General features: G+C 40.4%; 17 protein-coding genes. 15 read left to right on the top strand and 2 right to left on the bottom strand.

What is annotated here, in order from left to right; translation table 11 throughout:
* Positions 1 to 58 precede the first annotated feature (58 nt).
* The 9 genes from AMR95_RS08920 to AMR95_RS08885 all read left to right on the top strand — a co-directional run bounded on the left by AMR95_RS08920 (position 59) and on the right by AMR95_RS08885 (position 8,986).
* Positions 59 to 427, top strand: coding sequence for a carboxymuconolactone decarboxylase family protein (locus AMR95_RS08920; RefSeq protein WP_058838128.1), 369 nt, complete (start codon positions 59 to 61; stop codon positions 425 to 427).
* A 215-nt stretch (positions 428 to 642) separates the two neighbouring features.
* Positions 643 to 777, top strand: coding sequence for a hypothetical protein (locus tag AMR95_RS19495; RefSeq protein ID WP_254965641.1), 135 nt, complete (start codon positions 643 to 645; stop codon positions 775 to 777).
* 213 nt (positions 778 to 990) lie between these two features.
* A complete protein-coding gene (sufC, locus tag AMR95_RS08915; RefSeq protein ID WP_007500355.1) occupies positions 991 to 1,776 on the top strand; it encodes a Fe-S cluster assembly ATPase SufC in 786 nt (261 codons plus the stop codon).
* An 18-nt stretch (positions 1,777 to 1,794) separates the two neighbouring features.
* Positions 1,795 to 3,108 (top strand): Fe-S cluster assembly protein SufD, encoded by a 1,314-nt coding sequence (sufD, locus tag AMR95_RS08910; protein ID WP_024423399.1) that lies wholly within the window; start codon positions 1,795 to 1,797, stop codon positions 3,106 to 3,108.
* On the top strand, positions 3,108 to 4,328 hold the full coding sequence (locus tag AMR95_RS08905) for a cysteine desulfurase (RefSeq protein ID WP_058838127.1): 1,221 nt from the start codon (positions 3,108 to 3,110) through the stop codon (positions 4,326 to 4,328). Before sufD ends, AMR95_RS08905 begins: the two co-directional genes overlap by 1 nt.
* Entirely contained in the window at positions 4,318 to 4,764 is a 447-nt protein-coding gene (gene sufU, locus AMR95_RS08900) for a Fe-S cluster assembly sulfur transfer protein SufU (RefSeq protein WP_039181277.1), read from the top strand. Before AMR95_RS08905 ends, sufU begins: the two co-directional genes overlap by 11 nt.
* 17 nt (positions 4,765 to 4,781) lie before the next feature.
* Entirely contained in the window at positions 4,782 to 6,179 is a 1,398-nt protein-coding gene (gene sufB / locus AMR95_RS08895) for a Fe-S cluster assembly protein SufB (RefSeq protein WP_017368012.1), read from the top strand.
* A gap of 326 nt (positions 6,180 to 6,505) precedes the next feature.
* Positions 6,506 to 7,072 carry a TetR/AcrR family transcriptional regulator gene (locus tag AMR95_RS08890; RefSeq protein ID WP_058838126.1) on the top strand — a complete coding sequence of 189 codons (567 nt, stop codon included), beginning with the start codon at positions 6,506 to 6,508 and terminating at the stop codon, positions 7,070 to 7,072.
* A gap of 57 nt (positions 7,073 to 7,129) precedes the next feature.
* Complete coding sequence (locus tag AMR95_RS08885; RefSeq protein WP_058838125.1) at positions 7,130 to 8,986, top strand: alpha/beta fold hydrolase; 1,857 nt, start codon at positions 7,130 to 7,132, stop codon at positions 8,984 to 8,986.
* A gap of 167 nt (positions 8,987 to 9,153) precedes the next feature.
* Here AMR95_RS08885 and AMR95_RS08880 read toward each other — a convergent pair whose 3' ends face one another.
* The gene (locus tag AMR95_RS08880) at positions 9,154 to 9,798 is read right to left on the bottom strand and encodes an FMN-dependent NADH-azoreductase (protein WP_058838124.1); all 645 of its coding nucleotides are present in this window, start codon (positions 9,796 to 9,798) and stop codon (positions 9,154 to 9,156) included.
* An 81-nt stretch (positions 9,799 to 9,879) separates the two neighbouring features.
* Between AMR95_RS08880 and AMR95_RS08875 the strand changes: the two genes are divergently transcribed.
* Entirely contained in the window at positions 9,880 to 10,812 is a 933-nt protein-coding gene (locus AMR95_RS08875; protein ID WP_058838123.1) for a helix-turn-helix transcriptional regulator, read from the top strand.
* Positions 10,813 to 10,895: 83 nt separating this feature from the next.
* Here the strand turns inward: AMR95_RS08875 and AMR95_RS08870 are convergent, their stop codons facing one another.
* The gene (locus AMR95_RS08870) at positions 10,896 to 12,101 is read right to left on the bottom strand and encodes a DUF418 domain-containing protein (RefSeq protein ID WP_058838122.1); all 1,206 of its coding nucleotides are present in this window, start codon (positions 12,099 to 12,101) and stop codon (positions 10,896 to 10,898) included.
* Between the two features lie 250 nt (positions 12,102 to 12,351).
* On the opposite strand from AMR95_RS08870, the gene AMR95_RS08865 reads away from it, so the two are divergent.
* The 5 genes from AMR95_RS08865 (at position 12,352) to AMR95_RS08845 (ending at position 17,038) form a co-directional block, all read left to right on the top strand.
* Positions 12,352 to 13,047 (top strand): response regulator transcription factor, encoded by a 696-nt coding sequence (locus AMR95_RS08865; protein ID WP_058838121.1) that lies wholly within the window; start codon positions 12,352 to 12,354, stop codon positions 13,045 to 13,047.
* Positions 13,034 to 14,341, top strand: coding sequence for a HAMP domain-containing sensor histidine kinase (locus AMR95_RS08860; RefSeq protein WP_058838120.1), 1,308 nt, complete (start codon positions 13,034 to 13,036; stop codon positions 14,339 to 14,341). The genes AMR95_RS08865 and AMR95_RS08860 overlap by 14 nt, the downstream gene beginning before the upstream one ends.
* Positions 14,342 to 14,378: 37 nt before the next feature.
* Positions 14,379 to 14,807, top strand: a complete 429-nt coding sequence (gene psiE, locus AMR95_RS08855; protein ID WP_039181241.1) for a phosphate-starvation-inducible protein PsiE — start codon at positions 14,379 to 14,381, stop codon at positions 14,805 to 14,807.
* 226 nt (positions 14,808 to 15,033) lie between these two features.
* On the top strand, positions 15,034 to 15,945 hold the full coding sequence (locus tag AMR95_RS08850; RefSeq protein WP_231746877.1) for an alpha/beta hydrolase: 912 nt from the start codon (positions 15,034 to 15,036) through the stop codon (positions 15,943 to 15,945).
* Between the two features lie 136 nt (positions 15,946 to 16,081).
* Entirely contained in the window at positions 16,082 to 17,038 is a 957-nt protein-coding gene (locus tag AMR95_RS08845) for an ABC transporter substrate-binding protein (RefSeq protein ID WP_058838119.1), read from the top strand.
* Positions 17,039 to 17,044 lie beyond the last annotated feature (6 nt).

The following is a 17,044-nucleotide window of genomic DNA, read 5'->3' as shown; positions in this document are numbered from 1 at the left end:
TTTTTCAAATCTCGCTCATAATAAAAACGTACAAATGACCTGAAGGGATGGAATCAAAATGAATGAACAGCATATGAGCGGATCCATGCAGCAATCACTGACTGATTATAAAACCGCAATGGGTGAATTCCAGAAGAAAATGCCGGTGGTTGGAAAGAAATTTAATGAATTTACGGAGCAGTGCTTTCAAAGCGATTCATTAACGCAAAAGGAAAAACAAATGATTGCCCTCGGCATCAGTATTCATGCGCAGGATGAATACTGCATGATTTATCATACAAAGGGAGCGCTCGATCAAGGGGCGACAGAAGAGAATCTGCTAGAGGTTGTGAGCGTGGCGGCAGCTTTTGGCGGCGGGGCAGCACTAAGCCAAGGAATCACTGTCGTTCAGCAATGTATTGATGAATTTGGAGGACAGACGCATTAAAAGAAGGAAAACAAGGTATTTTTCCATATCAAGGAGTTGAGTACTTCTCAACCGAATGTGTGAGAAAATATGACGTCATAGAGCGTCATATCCCTTTTGAGTGAAGCCGCATACGTTTGCTACAATAAAGCTACACTCAAGGAAGGGAATGGTTTATTATTTGTTCGGACCATAGTACACTGGGATTGGACTATACCGCCGAGATGGAAAAGGCCATGCATCAAGCTCATGGCATGAGCTATGCAGAGTACGAAAGAGACCATGACTTAAGGATGAAAGTGGAATATAAACGAGAGCAGTCCTATCGAGATGAGAAAAGACAGCTCGCAAAAATGAATATAAGAGGCTAATAATAGCTGAGGGGCGGGGAGAACAGTTTCCCGCCCTTTCTTTATGAAAACAGTCTTTTCGACATAAATCCTTTTATCTACCTGCTTTTTTTGTTAGAATTTTGAGAGCATCCTCTCACGCTTATCGTGAATGTGTTGTATTCAGTTTTAATTTGTTATAAAATTAGAATGAGAATAAATTGAGAATAATGATTATTTTGGAGGTATCGATATATGACTGCTTCGACATTAACAATTAAGGACTTGCACGTTGAGATTGAAGGGAAAGAAATCTTAAAGGGTGTAAACCTCGAGATAAAAGGTGGAGAATTCCACGCAGTAATGGGACCAAACGGAACAGGTAAATCTACTTTATCTGCTGCAATTATGGGTCACCCTAAATATGAAGTAACAAAAGGCAGCATCTTGCTTGATGGCGAAGATGTCCTTGAAATGGAAGTAGATGAGCGCGCTCAAGCTGGTCTTTTCCTTGCGATGCAATACCCATCTGAAATCAGTGGTGTTACAAATGCTGACTTCCTTCGTTCTGCTATTAACGCACGCAGAGAAGAAGGCGATGAAATCTCTCTTATGAAGTTCATCCGCAAAATGGACGAAAACATGGAGTTCCTTGAAATGGATCCAGATATGGCACAGCGCTACTTAAACGAAGGTTTCTCAGGCGGGGAGAAAAAACGCAACGAAATTCTTCAATTAATGATGATTGAACCAAAGATCGCCATCCTTGACGAAATCGATTCTGGTCTTGATATCGATGCCCTGAAAGTTGTTTCTAAAGGAATTAACAAAATGCGCGGCGAAAGCTTCGGCTGCTTAATGATCACTCACTATCAGCGTCTACTGAACTACATCACACCAGATCACGTTCATGTCATGATGCAAGGTCGTATCGTGAAATCTGGCGGACCAGAACTCGCGCAGCGTCTAGAAGCAGAAGGCTATGATTGGATTAAAAAAGAGTTAGGAATTGAAGACGAAACTGTTGGTCAAGAAGCGTAAGCGTTAGGAGGATTATTGATGACATTAGAAACGAAATTATCAGTAGATCAAGATTATGTCAAAAGCTTCTCCGAGAAGCATCAGGAACCGGCATGGATGAGCTCCCTTCGCTTACAGGCTCTTGAAAAAGCAGAAGACCTCCCAATGCCAAAGCCTGACAAAACGAATATTTCAAAATGGAATTTAACGAATTTCAAACAGCATACAGTCGAAAGTGCACCGTTTGGATCATTAGAAGAGCTTCCAGAAGAAGTGAAATCTCTTATTGATTTAGAGGACACAGATAAGACAGTTTACATTCAGCGTGATCAAACGCCGGCCTATTTGTCTCTTTCAGCTGAAGCGAAAGACAAAGGTGTGATCTTCACTGATCTTCATACAGCGATTCGTGAGCATGGAGATTTAGTGAAACAATACTTCATGACAGATGCAGTGAAAGTGGATGAGCATAAACTAACAGCTTTACACGCTGCTTTAGTCAATGGCGGAGCTTTCCTCTATGTTCCGAAAAACGTTGAGCTTGAAGCACCAATTCAAGCTGTTTATCTTCATGAAAATGACGAAACGACATTGTTCAACCATGTCATCGTCGTAGCAGACGATCATAGTGCTGTGACATATGTAGAAAACTACATCAGTACAGCAAAACCAGAAGAAGCAATCTTCAATATCGTTTCTGAAGTATTCACAGGCGCAAACGCCCGCGTCACATACGGCGCTGTAGATAACCTTGCAGAAGGTGTCACAGTATATGTGAACAGACGTGGAATGGCAAATGGCCGTGACAGTAAAATCGAATGGGCGCTTGGCCTGATGAATGATGGAGACGTTGTGTCTGAAAACATCACAAAACTGATGGGCGACGGTACATTCGGTGATACGAAATCAGTAGTTGTCGGCCGAGGAAACCAAACAGAAAACTTCACAACAAGCATCATCCACTTTGGTAAAAACTCTGAAGGATATATCTTGAAGCATGGTGTGATGAAGGATCAAGCATCCTCTATCTTTAACGGAATTGGTAAAATCGAGCATGGCGCAACAAAGTCAAATGCAGAGCAGGAATCACGTGTCCTCATGCTCAGTGAGAAAGCACGCGGTGACGCAAACCCAATTCTATTAATTGATGAAGATGATGTGACAGCAGGGCACGCTGCTTCTGTTGGACGTGTCGATCCAATTCAATTGTACTACCTCATGAGCCGCGGAATTTCCAAAGAAGATGCAGAAAGACTTGTGATTTACGGCTTCTTAAATCCAGTTGTGAAAGAACTGCCGATTGAAGGAGTTAAAAAGCAGCTGATTTCTGTAATTGAAAGGAAAGTAAAATAATGAATATCAAAGACGTTCGTGAGCAATTTCCAATCCTTCATCAGCAAGTGAACGGACATGATTTGGTGTATTTGGACAGTGCAGCGACTTCTCAAAAACCAAGAGTGGTCATTGATGCAATGAATGAGTATTACCGGTCTTACAACTCGAACGTCCACCGGGGTGTTCATACCCTTGGCACAAGAGCAACGGACGCATACGAGGGTGCGAGAGAGAAAGTTCGTGCATTCATCCGTGCTTCATCTGTCCAGGAGATTATTTTTACTAGAGGTACAACAACTGCACTAAACACAGTGGCGATCAGCTATGCTAGAGCCAACCTCAAAGAAGGCGATGAGATTGTCATTACGCATATGGAGCATCATGCGAATATCATCCCTTGGCAGCAAGCAGCGAAAGCAACTGGCGCCACATTGAAATACATTCCGTTACAGGAAGACGGCACGCTATCGCTTGAAGATGTAAAGCAAACAATTACACATCAAACGAAAATCGTCGCTGTCACACATGTCTCAAACGTATTAGGAACCATCAACCCGATTAAAGAGATCGCCAAAATTGCCCACGAACATGGGGCAATCATTGTCGTCGACGGTGCACAAAGCACTCCGCACATGCAAATTGATGTTCAGGATCTAGATTGTGACTTTTTCGCATTCTCTGGGCATAAAATGTGTGGACCGACTGGCATCGGTGTGCTTTACGGGAAGAAGGACCTTTTGAATAATATGGAGCCTGCTGAGTTTGGCGGTGAAATGATCGACTTTGTGGATCTATATGATTCCACATGGAAAGAGCTGCCGTGGAAATTTGAAGCGGGAACACCGATTATTGCTGGAGCAGTTGGACTAGGAAAAGCAATTGACTTCTTAAATGACATTGGTATGGAGGAAGTCAGCCGTTACGAGCATCAGCTTGCGACTTACGCGCTTGAGCGCTTTAAGGAGCTTGACGGTGCGACTGTTTATGGACCGCAGCATCGAGCTGGGCTTGTGACGTTTAACTTAGACGACGTCCATCCGCATGATGCGTCAACTGTTCTGGATACGGAAGGTGTCGCCATTCGTGCTGGACACCACTGTGCACAGCCGCTCATGAAATGGCTTGGTGTATCAGCGACTGCAAGAGCAAGCTTCTACCTGTATAATACAGAAGAAGAGATTGATCTACTCATTGCAGCGCTCCGTAAGACAAAGGAGTATTTTACGAATGTCTTTTAATGTAAACTTAGACACACTGTACAGACAAGTGATTATGGATCATTATAAAAATCCGAGAAACAAAGGTGTGTTAAACGACAGCATTGTCGTCGATATGAACAACCCAACGTGTGGTGACCGTATTCGTCTTACGATGAAAATTGAAGACGAAAAAGTCACTGATGCGAAATTTGAAGGAGAAGGATGCTCGATTTCGATGGCATCTGCCTCAATGATGACGCAGGCGATTAAAGGGAAAGATATTGAAACTGCTTTGAAAATGTCTCGGATTTTCTCCGATATGATGCAAGGAAAAGAATACGACGATTCCATTGATCTTGGTGACATTGAAGCGCTGCAGGGAGTGGCAAAATTCCCAGCCCGCATCAAATGTGCAACATTATCCTGGAAGGCGCTTGAAAAAGGCGCATCTGCCGAAGATAACGGCAAATCATAAGATTGGAGTGAAAATGGATGGCTAAAAAAATGCCAGATGTTGGTGAATATAAATACGGCTTTTCTGATAAAGACGTTTCCATTTTCCGTTCAGAGCGCGGACTGACAAAAGAGATCGTTGAAGAAATTTCTCGTATGAAAGAAGAGCCTCAGTGGATGCTCGACTTCCGTTTGAAATCTCTTGAGCACTTTTACAACATGCCGATGCCACAATGGGGCGGAGATTTAAATGCATTAAACTTTGATGAAATTACGTACTACGTAAAGCCATCAGAGCGCTCTGAGCGTTCTTGGGATGAAGTACCAGAAGAAATCAAACAAACCTTTGATAAGCTTGGTATCCCAGAAGCAGAGCAAAAATATTTAGCAGGTGTATCTGCTCAGTATGAATCTGAAGTTGTGTATCACAACATGAAACAAGATCTTGAAGATCTAGGAATTGTGTTTAAAGATACAGACAGCGCATTAAAAGAGAACGAAGACATCTTCCGTGAGCACTGGGCAAAAGTCATTCCTCCGACTGACAACAAATTTGCTGCGCTTAACTCGGCTGTATGGTCTGGTGGGTCATTTATCTACGTACCAAAAGGCGTAAAAGTAGATACTCCACTTCAAGCATACTTCCGTATCAACTCTGAAAACATGGGTCAGTTTGAGCGTACACTGATCATCGTTGACGAAGGCGCACATGTGCATTACGTAGAAGGCTGTACGGCTCCAGTTTACACAACAAACTCACTTCACAGTGCGGTTGTTGAAATCATCGTCAAAAAAGGCGGCTACTGCCGTTATACAACGATTCAAAACTGGGCAAACAACGTCTTCAACCTTGTGACAAAACGTACGATTTGTGAAGAGAATGCAACAATGGAATGGATTGATGGAAACATCGGTTCTAAGCTGACAATGAAATACCCAGCAGTCATCCTAAAAGGTGAAGGCGCTCGTGGTATGACATTAAGTATTGCCCTTGCAGGTAAAGGTCAGCACCAAGATGCAGGTGCGAAAATGATTCACCTTGCACCAAACACATCTTCAACGATCGTATCAAAATCAATTTCGAAACAAGGCGGTAAAGTAACGTACCGCGGAATCGTTCACTTCGGACGCAAAGCAGAAGGTGCACGCTCAAACATCGAGTGTGATACACTCATCATGGATAACAAATCAACATCTGATACAATTCCTTACAATGAAATCTTAAACGACAACATTTCATTAGAGCACGAAGCGAAAGTATCAAAAGTATCAGAAGAACAGCTATTCTACTTGATGAGCCGCGGAATTTCTGAAGAAGAAGCAACAGAAATGATCGTCATGGGCTTCATCGAGCCATTCACAAAAGAGCTGCCAATGGAATACGCCGTTGAAATGAACCGTTTGATTAAATTTGAGATGGAAGGTTCTATTGGTTAACAAAAAACATTGATACACAACGCTTTTTGAAGGCATTTAATTTCGAGTGATACCACTTGTTAATTAAGCCTTCATGGCGTTGTGTTTTTTTATGTAAATGTGGAGAAGTATCCAGTGTTCATCATCCTCAACAAATGGCTCTTACTCACATTCATGATGAAACGACAGATGTATTTAATTCGTGAAGCCAGGTCCACCCCTCCAATATCATCATCATTAAAGCCATCATATTTTTCTGTGGAATTAACTTTTTTCTAAACGAACATAAATACTTGCAACATTCAAATTAGTACTGTATAGTTCTAATTATGACAAAGGTAAAATTAATGAATCAAAAACGTGTGCTTGAAGTAGCTGCAACATTATTTTTGGAAAAAGGGTTTGCTTATACAAGTATGGATGAATTGGTACGTGTAAGCAAAGTGTCAAAGTCTAATGTGTATTATCACTTTTCTAATAAGGAGGAATTATTAGCAGGGGTCGTTGATTATTGGATTGACATGTATCAAGCTGCAATAGACGACGTAATTTCTCAGACCCAATTTTCAGTTGAAGATCGTATCCAACTGTTTTTAAAGCAATTATCACAAGGCGTTCAGTCGAGAGAGTATAAGGGCGGCTGTCCATTTATTACTCTTTATATTCAAAGTCCTGCACAGGCCACGCAAATAAAAGAAAAAATAGGTCTTTTTTTCACAGGATTACAAAAGAAAGTTTCTCTATTACTGAAACAAGGGGTAGAGAGCGGGGAATTCCGAAATACGATTCATATTGATGAGGTGGCATCACTTTTTATTACAAATCTTGAAGGAGCGTTATTTATTTCAGAAACATTGAAGGATGCCACTGTCATCACAAAAACAGCAGATCATTTATTTAACTTGCTTCGATAAAGAAGCATTTTTTTTACATCAAATTAGTACTAAGTAGTACTAAAAGGGAGACTTTATATGAAAACAGTATTTTTAACAGGTGGAACAGGCTTTATTGGAAAGCAATTAGTCGAAGAATTAGCCAAAGAGGATATGAACATTCTTCTTTTAGTGAGGTCGAAAAGTAAAGCAACACGTATTTTTCAAGAAAGAGGCATTTTAAAACAGGAAGTGATGCACTTTATTGAAGGTGATTTAACGAAAGTAGATTTAGGTCTAAGTGCTAAAGATATGGAGATGGTGTTGAAAACGGATGTGCTGATTCACGCAGGAGGCCCCATGGATATTCAAGCGACAAGTAACGAGGCAGCTTCCGTCTTTTTAAATGGCGCCAAATATATTGGTGAATTAGCTAAAAGTATTCATCAATTGAAGGGCTTGCAGCATTTTATTCATGTTGTCGGTTATATGAGTCCCTTTGATGATGAAAATAGCAGGATTGCCATTGATGTGTTTAAAGAAGGAAACAATTATTTGAAAATCAAAAATCCATATGAGAGAACAAAATTTTTAGCAGACCTTTATATCCGTCAACAGGCCACAGCACTAGGTTATCCGCTGTCTGTCATTAATCCGCCAACTATAGTCGGCAGTAGTAAAACAGGGAGTACAGAGCAGATAGCAGGATTAGGTTTGCTTGTGACGAGTATACGAAGAGGGCTCATGCCGGTGATTCCTGGAGGTAAGGGATATAGGCTGCCACTGATTTCAAACGATGAGTTTGCAAAATTTATTGTGCAGGTTCTCAGGATCGAACAGCCGGCTATTCAAACATATACACTTGTTGAAGACAAAGAGAACGATCCGAACATTGCTGAATTATTAAGTGTGATGTCGGAAAGTATGAATATGAGGGCACCCAAAATCTCTGTCCCAATGCCGCTTATGAAAACAATAATGAAAAGTGGAGTAAGTAAAATAACAAACATTCCTTCTGATGGACTCAATTTTATGACTAAACGAACATTTTCAAATGCTTCAGTGAAAAACATAATGGGAGGGGATTGGTTTAAGAAGACGAGTGTCATGAACTTTATCCCTGCCGTAGTAGCTGATCTGGATTATCGAATGATGGATCAACATGGTGAGCATTATCATGTATTTGAGCGAACATTATGCGATAACAACACCCTTTACCAATTACAAGGAGAAGGGAAACCGTTTATTTTATTACATGGTTTATTGAGTGATGGAGAGGATTTATTTCCTTTAGCGCAAGAGCTTCATGAAAAAACGGGTCAACCTGTATGGATCTTGGATCTTCCTGGCTTGGGACGATCTCCTTTTAAACGAGAGAAAAACCTTCTAGATATCTACTTGAATGTAGTGAAAAAGTTATTGGAGAAAGCGACAAATGGTGCACATCTCATTGGTCATTCATTCGGTGCATTTATCTTACTTGAAGCATTGGGACAAGGGTACATAGATAAGAAGTATTCAATCACTTTACTTCAGCCGCCTGTTGCTAAAGAAAATGCTAAATCGCTAAATGTTCCACAATGGATGAACAAATGGACATTAAAATTAGCAACTTCTAAAATGATAGAGCGCTATTTATTAAGTAATGGTTTGTTTGAAAGGACGGAGAGTATCCCTGAACATTATATTGAAAAAATCAGAAACAGCTTTACTTCTCCTAGAATTTTAAATACGACGGTTCAGCTTAGCCATTTACTATTGAAAAACGATCACGGTGATTTCAATGAAGCAACAAAGCATAATCTTCACATGATTTGGGGGGAGTATGACAAAGGCTATTCTGCTCCATCGCATCTTGGTAAGGTTGATTTAGTTCCGTATGGCCATCATTTTCCTCTTAGCCATCCGCGTGAAACGGCAGTATTGGTTATAAAAAATAGTCTTACTAGCAGTTGAGAATGTGGCATAAATAAAGTATGTCGTAATTGAAATGAAGTCGCAGTGCTTGGGGTCTCGCCGATGTACATCAACTGAAAGATTTTATAGCACCCTAAAACGAAAAAGGTGATTTTTATCAAAAAATGCACGATTTTTCGTTTTGGGTCTTTTTGATTAAATAGAAGTTAACTAGGTGCATAAAACTCCTCTAAGGTTTTCGTCATATCATCAGATGCGGATTGTAAGATGGCATCTTGCTCTAAAATCGCTGTTCCTTGTGCTCGGACAATATGAAATTGTTGAAAGCCCATCAAGTTTTGGAATATTTCTTTTAGGTAATGATGTGAAAATTCCAGAGGTGTATATCGATCGTTATTTGTGAAAATTGAGCCGCTTGCTTGAAGTAAAAGTACACGATAATCGTCAGTCATCAGACCAACAGAACCACTTTCTGTATATTTGAACGTTTCTCTCGCAATAAAGATATTATCTATATAATCTTTCAATCGTGAAGTCACATTGAAATTATGAACAGGTGACACGATCACAATTCGATGATGTGCTTTGAATTGAGCCAATAAAGCAGATGACGCAGCGGCGATTTTTTCTTCGGCAGCCGTTAATGTTTGTTCGGATGCTTGCTTATCCCAAATACCTAGCAGCTGTTCTTTTTCGATACGAGGAATTTCAGTTCCATATAAATGCAAAATGGTTGGTTCTTCATGAGGAAACCTTTCTTTAAACTGTTCTAAAAATAGTGTTTGCAGTTTGTTTGAATAACTTTCTCGATGAGTGAAATCTGGGTGCGCGTTAATAATTAATGTTTGCATGTACATGCTCCTTTTCTTTTGATAAGCTGAGTATAAATGATAAAGGTGACAATAGAAGGCACCTTTTTAAGAGGGAAACAAATGAAAAAATCAGAACGATTAAACCAAGAACTTATTTTTTTAAGTGATAAACACTCTTTTCAGTTAAAGGATTTACAATGCGAATTTGGCATTTCTAAAAGGACGGCTTTAAGAGATATGGAAGAGCTAGAGTCAATGGGCTTAGCTTTTTACGTTGAAAATGGCAGACATGGAGGATATCGACTGGTGAATCAATCTCCATTGGTTCCTATTTATTTCAATATAGAAGAAGTCCAAGCTATTTTTTTCGCTCTTAAAGCGCTAAACCTGGTGTCAGCAACACCATTTAAAAAATCCTACTCACAAATTCGGCAAAAGTTGTTTGCCACAATGTCTGATGAGAGAAAGCAAATGATTACGGAGACTTTGGATGTGATTCATTACTATAATGTCGCACCAGTTAGTGAACAAAATCATTTGGAATTGATTTTACAGGCGATAATGGAAGATCAAATAGTGAAGATGACTTACACTCAATATGAAAATAAATGGATCAGGCTGCAATTTCTTGAGTTGTTTTATCGAAATGGCATTTGGTTTACTCAAGCATATGATGTTCAAAATAAAAAGTGGGGCATCTATAGATGTGACTTTATGAAGGACATGATGATTGAAGAAGAAATCAGAGATACATTTACGAAGGAAGAATTAAAAGAACTGCAACTCGCGTACGAAAAAACTTATCATGATATCTCATTTAAATGTCGATTAACGGAACAAGGAAAAGAAAAATTTTTGAAGCATCATTACCCGAATATGAAATTGGAGATCGTTGATCATATTCCTTATATTGTGGGTGGGTACAATCAAGAAGAATTATCATATATGACACACTATTTGATGTCATTCGGGAAACATGTGAAAATTGAATACCCAGATGAATTGAAAGAAAGTTATTTGAATCAATTGCGAGAAGTGATTGACCAGTATTGAATCACAAAAAACTAATATACTACAGAAAAGGCGAACCACTAAAGTTCGCCTTTTCTCACTCTTTTTAACTACTATGATGTCAGTTACTTCGCTACATGCATTGTGCTTGTTTTCGATTTATCATCAACCTTCCCATACGTCAGCTGACGCCAGATAAACTCCATCGGGCCATATTTAAACCGCTTTAACCATAGCGTACTGAAGAGCACTAGGAAGACATAAACCCCCAGTCCAATCATAAACGTGCCAGCTGGCTGAAGATGATTGGCAAGTCCGGCCCCGTATTTCAGAAATAGCATTGTGCCAATGATGGAGTGAAGCAAATAACAGGTCAGGGACATCCGTCCGACTTTTGTAAAGACCATTAAAGCACCTCGCAGCTGAGGAACGTGCAGAAACAGCATCGCAAGTGTACTCATATAGAACATACTGCCAGTTAATCCCCCGTTTTGTTCCAGAGCAGTGGCAATGTTCACCCAGAGTGTATCTTCAAAAGGATTGACCGCTGCTATGATCGTGCTGCTCTGTGTAATCAGAAACGCGATTGTGAAAATGACCCAAATGCGATTCCATATCGCTTTTTTCGCCTCCATGTTTTTGAAAAACTCCATTTTCACAAAATACACACCAAGTAAAAACATGAAGAACATAGAATAGACGGTGGAAAAAGAACCGGAAGCCATTGTGACCATATCTGTCCACCGATCATTAATTGATTCTAAATAAGTCAGATTGTTGTGGCTGGTCAGCTCGAAATCAGCAAAATCCGGCTTGCCTGATGATGCTGTGTTCATGGTATTGAACAGCATCGTGAAAATAGGTGTGAGCAATTGAATCACAAAGAGTGTGATGAGCCAGTATAGGATGGTTTTGGCTGTTCGTTTGTAAAAGAAAAGCAATAAAAAGCCAGCGACTGCATAATAGGCCAAAATGTCACCAATCCAAACAAAGGTCAAATGCAGAAGGCCAAATCCTAAGAGAATGGTTAACCTGCGTGCAAACAGCTTGGTTGGGCTGTCCACCTTCTGAGCAGCTCGGTCCATAAAAATCATAAAACCAACCCCGAATAGAAAGGAAAACAGTGTAATGAATTTCCCCGAGGCAAACCAATTCACCACATTGTGAAAGACATCATTTGACTGCATGTCAAATCCCTTGGCCGAATCCATGATCAAAAAGTAATTGACTAGAATAATCCCCATTAAGGCGAATCCTCGTACGATGTCCAAGAAATGAACCCTTTCTCGCAGACTCATCGGTTGTCCGTGTGCTACTTTGTTTGCATTCATATCCGTGCCCCTTTTCCTGTTATGATAAATGTGATTTGGATCGAACCATTGATCCTTACAATGAATCAATATATAGATCAATTCTTAACCAATTATGAAGAAGTGAATTTTTGGAAATGAATGTGTCCATTTGATGGCAGATTCTTAAATTCATAAACTGTTAAGGTTTATGCTGTATCTTTTCACATAGTTAGATGATATATAGTAAAGACATAAAAGAAAGAGCAACACATTACATGAGGTGAGAGACATGACCCATCGAATATTAGTCGTAGAAGATGATCAGGATATTGGTGACCTTCTTCAGGAATCCCTTTCACGTGCAGGATATGAGGTGCTAAGAGCGATGAATGGCGAGCAAGCATTGAAGCTTGTGGATGATTCGCTCGATTTGGTGATTTTAGATGTGATGATGCCAGGGCTCTCAGGCATCGAAACATGCCAGCACATAAGATCCTCATCTAACGTTCCGATTCTATTTCTGACAGCCAAGTCGAGTACATTCGATAAAACTGAAGGATTACTTGCCGGTGGGGATGATTATATGACAAAGCCCTTCTCAGAAGAGGAGCTTCATGCTAGAGTCATTGCACAATTACGCAGGTATACCGTCTATCAGGAAAAGAAGGAGCAGGAAGAGACTTTTCTTGTTGGGGGTAAGCTGAGGGTAAGTGAAGAATTTAATGAAGTATGGAAAGAAAACCAGCAAATTAAGCTGTCTGATCTAGAATATCGGATGTTAAAGCTGCTCATGAGCAGGCGAAACAAAATATTTTCTGCTCAAAATATTTATGAAAGCGTGTGGGGACAGCCCTATTTCTATTGTTCCAACAATACGGTGATGGTGCATATTCGAAAGCTTCGTGCCAAAATTGAAGATGATCCTGCGCGCCCTGTATATATCAAAACAGAATGGGGAAGAGGATATCGATTTGGCACAACGTAAATATACACTGACCAAAAAGCTGGCTCTGTTGATTTTGGCGGCTGCAATTGTGAGTGGTATTGTCTTTTTGACGCTGCAAAAGATCACCAATGATTTAATTGATGGATATTTGAGTTCTGACGAGTATTACGAGCAGGAGTCAGCCAAGTATATTCAAAAATTCAGCCGCTACGTGTCTGAGAATGGGCTGTCTTCAACGGATCGAAAAGCGTTTGGCGAGTGGGTGAAAAAAGAGAATTACATTAATTTGACCATTTTCAAGGATCAAGTGCTGCAATATGACTCTATTTATTCCGCTGCCGATGAATCGGCGTACGGAAAAGAAAGGATGACCCAGTACGCTGAACACCATTCGTATCCGGTTCAGTTTAGCGACGGTAATGGCCGCGTCATGGTGGATGGTTTCTATTCATCTCGTTACCACGATCTGGCCTTTACACTCGAGCTGCTCGGGGCGACGCTTATATTTCTCCTCATAGTTCTTCTTGGCATTCGCAAAAGTCTGCGCTACCTGCAAACGATTCATCAAGAGATTCATATTCTTGAAGGCGGTGAGCTGGACTATGAGATGACGGTAAAAGGGCATGATGAATTAGCGATGATTGCCAAAAGTATTGAGGATCTGCGAAAAGCTTTTGTGGACAAGCTTCAAGCCATTGATGAGCTGCAAGAAGAGAGCCGCAGCTTGGTCACCGAAATGTCCCATGATATGAGAACACCGCTGACGTCGTTGATGATGAATCTGGAGTTTGCGAAAAAAGAGGAGACTGGAGCGGATACCCGTAAAGATCAATATATAGCGAGTGCCTACGGGAAAGCACTGCAATTAAAAAATCTGTCTAACAATCTGTTTGCCTATTTTCTGCTGGATAAAGAACATGAATCTGAGCTTGAGACCGTTGCAGTCAAAGAGGTGATTTACGATCTCCTGTCAGATCAGGTGGCCATTCTGCATCAAGAGAACTTTAAGGTTCATCTTTTAGGAGAGCTGCCTGACAGCTATATCAATGTGAATGTCGAGCTGCTTGGCCGAGTATTTGATAATGTGATGTCCAATTTAAGGAAATACGCAGATCCTAAAAAGGATATCAACCTCACGTTTTTATCCGATCAAGAAATCTTTGAGATCCATATCAGCAATGCGATAAACGAGACAAATGACACGCAGGAAAGTACTGGACTTGGTGAACGAAGCATCAAACGAATGATGACCCGCATGCACGGGCAGTTTGAAAGGATGGAAAAGAACGGCATTTACTACATCGTGCTGCGATTTTGGAACATCAAAATGTAGAAAACAAATGAATATACTGGAATGGAGAGACAACTCAATGAAACGATTCAACAACTTCCAAAAGATACCTGATCTCTTACAAGGCCTTCTCAATATCTGTCTGTTCTTTTTGGCCATCGCTTTAAGTGTTCTCTTAATCAGTGAAACATGGTACATTGTCCAATTTGTTTATAAGACACTGTTCAATAAAGGAGAAAGCTATTATGGAATGCTTGGGGAACTGCTGATCTTCTTTATGTACTTTGAGTTTATTGCCTTAATTATTAAATACTTTAAATCCAACTTTCATTTTCCGCTTCGCTATTTTATTTATATAGGGATCACAGCAGTCATCCGTTTAATTATCATTGATCATGAAGAGGCGGTATCGACCTTCTGGTGGGCGCTGGCCATTCTTGCTATGACCTGTGCACTCTTTATCGCGAGCAAAAGAGATGCTGCTCAAGAGCATGAGGAAGTGAAGTAAGGAAAGAAGACGAACGATGGACGTTCGTCTTTTGTGCATTCATAAAGAGATGTACAGTATGATGAAAGGCGTTTTACAAAGCACCGACTTTATTGACATGTTCTTATGGTATGCTTTAGAAAAAGTAAGACCTTCCCTCTGCAGGATATGAATGAATAGGATGCAGGAAGGAGGATGACTAATTCGGCTTAGTCATTCTCATTTCTGGCTAAAGGAGCGAAATCAATTGACACACACCAAGACAGAACCATTCTCGTTTACAAGTATGCAACAAGCAGCCTCTGTACATATTCCAGAAAGACAATTCATTTCATCACATGATGGTACAAGCCTTGCGTATTATCCCTTTTTATCAGAAAAGAACACGCAGGCCAATGTGATCTTGATTCATGGCGGTGGTGCTCATAGTTTGGCTGGTTATGAGCATATCGCTTACACACTGCAACATGATTTTCACGTAAATGTATTTTTACTTGATCTAAGAGGCCATGGCCATTCACAAGGAAAAAAAGGGGATACACCTAGTGTCACGGATGTATGGCAAGATATGTCGCAGGTTGTGGATGCCATTAAACAGGATCATAAAGGTGCCATCTACCTTTGTGGTCATTCTTCGGGAGCGGGCCTGCTGCTTAACTACTTGTCTTGGCCAAAAAAAAGAGAAGTAGACGGTTACTTTTTCATCGCACCTGAATTTGGCTATAAATCAGGTACTGCGAGGGCTGATCAAATTCCTTTTGCCACCGTTCAAGTATGGAAGTTCATTCTGTCTGCGATGACAAAAGGGAGTCTGATGAGTCATTCTGAAGCGGTTCGTTTTCGTTATCCTGCATGGGCAATTGAGCAGGATCCGCTTCTGTTGACGGCTATCACCGTCAATTTATCTCTTGCCTTAACCCCATCTGCACCTAAAAAACAATTTGCGAAGATGGATCGGCCGTATGGCATGTTTGTAGGCAGCAAGGATGAGCTGTATGACGTCGAGACATTTCTTCCCTATCATGAGCTGCCGAAAGAACCAATCAAAAAACAATCAGTCTATCAAGTGCTGGAAGGACATACCCATTTGTCGATTTTATTAGAAGCGGGAAAACAGATTGGCAGGACGATCCAAATGTGGAATCATCCTATTTCATAAGAACAACTAGTCAATACTCTCCCATTTTCTTAAAAATTTACATTGACACCATCCTTTTCTATGATAAAATCATAATGTGATAATGAGAATCGTTATCAAACGATATGACTACATATAGAATGGATAGGTGAGGTACATGTTCAAGAAATCTTTTTGGTCGCTATTAGTTGTGCTCTCCATCGTTTTACTTGCAGCTTGCGGCAGCAATAGCAGTGACGGCAAGTCAGGTAATAAAGAGAAAACAAGGACTGTTGAAAGCGCTATCGGTTCAACTGACAATATTAAGGATAAACCAAAGCGTATTGTGACGCTGTACCAAGGAGCAACGGATGCAGCAGTCGCTATGGGCATTAAACCAGTGGGTGTTGTTGAATCATGGCTTGAAGCACCTACGTATAAATATTTAAGAGATGACTTAAAGGATGTTAAAATTGTTGGGCAGGAAACACAGCCAAATTTAGAGGAAATTGAAAAGCTCAATCCTGATTTGATCATTGCATCAAAAATCCGCCACGAGCAAATTTTTGATCAGTTGCAAGAGATCGCTCCAACTGTTGCAACAGAAACAGTGTTCACCTTTAAAGATACAGTGAAGTTGATGGGTGAAGCGTTAAATCAGGAAGACAAATCAAAAGAATTGCTGACGAAGTGGGATGACCGCGTCGCTGACTTCAAAGAAAAAGCGAAAAAAGACATCAAAAACTGGCCAATGAGTGTGTCTGTGGTCAACTTCCGTGCAGACCATGCTAGAATCTATCAAACTGGTTTCGCAGGGTCGATTTTAACAGAGTTAGGCTTTAAAGGACCTAAGAATGTCAAAGATAAAAAGCAAGACATCATTACACTGACAGACAAAGAGAGTATTCCGCAAATGGATGCAGATGTGATCTATTACTTCATGGATGATCAAGATAAGGCGGTTGAGAAAGCATATAAAGAGTGGACGAGTCATCCTTTATGGAAGCAGCTTGACGCAGTGAAAGCGAAACAAGTGCATAAAGTAGATGAAATCACTTGGAACATGGGCGGAGGTATTATCGCTGCAAACATGATGCTTGATGATATTTACGATCGTCTAGGAATTGATAAATAAGTCATA

Origin of the sequence: Bacillus sp. G1(2015b) (assembly GCF_001482475.1) — a bacterium.
Classification (GTDB): Bacteria; Bacillota; Bacilli; order Bacillales; family Bacillaceae; genus Bacillus; species Bacillus safensis.
The sequence above is the reverse complement of the archived record's forward strand: the minus strand, read 5'-3'. Positions and strand labels throughout refer to the sequence as shown.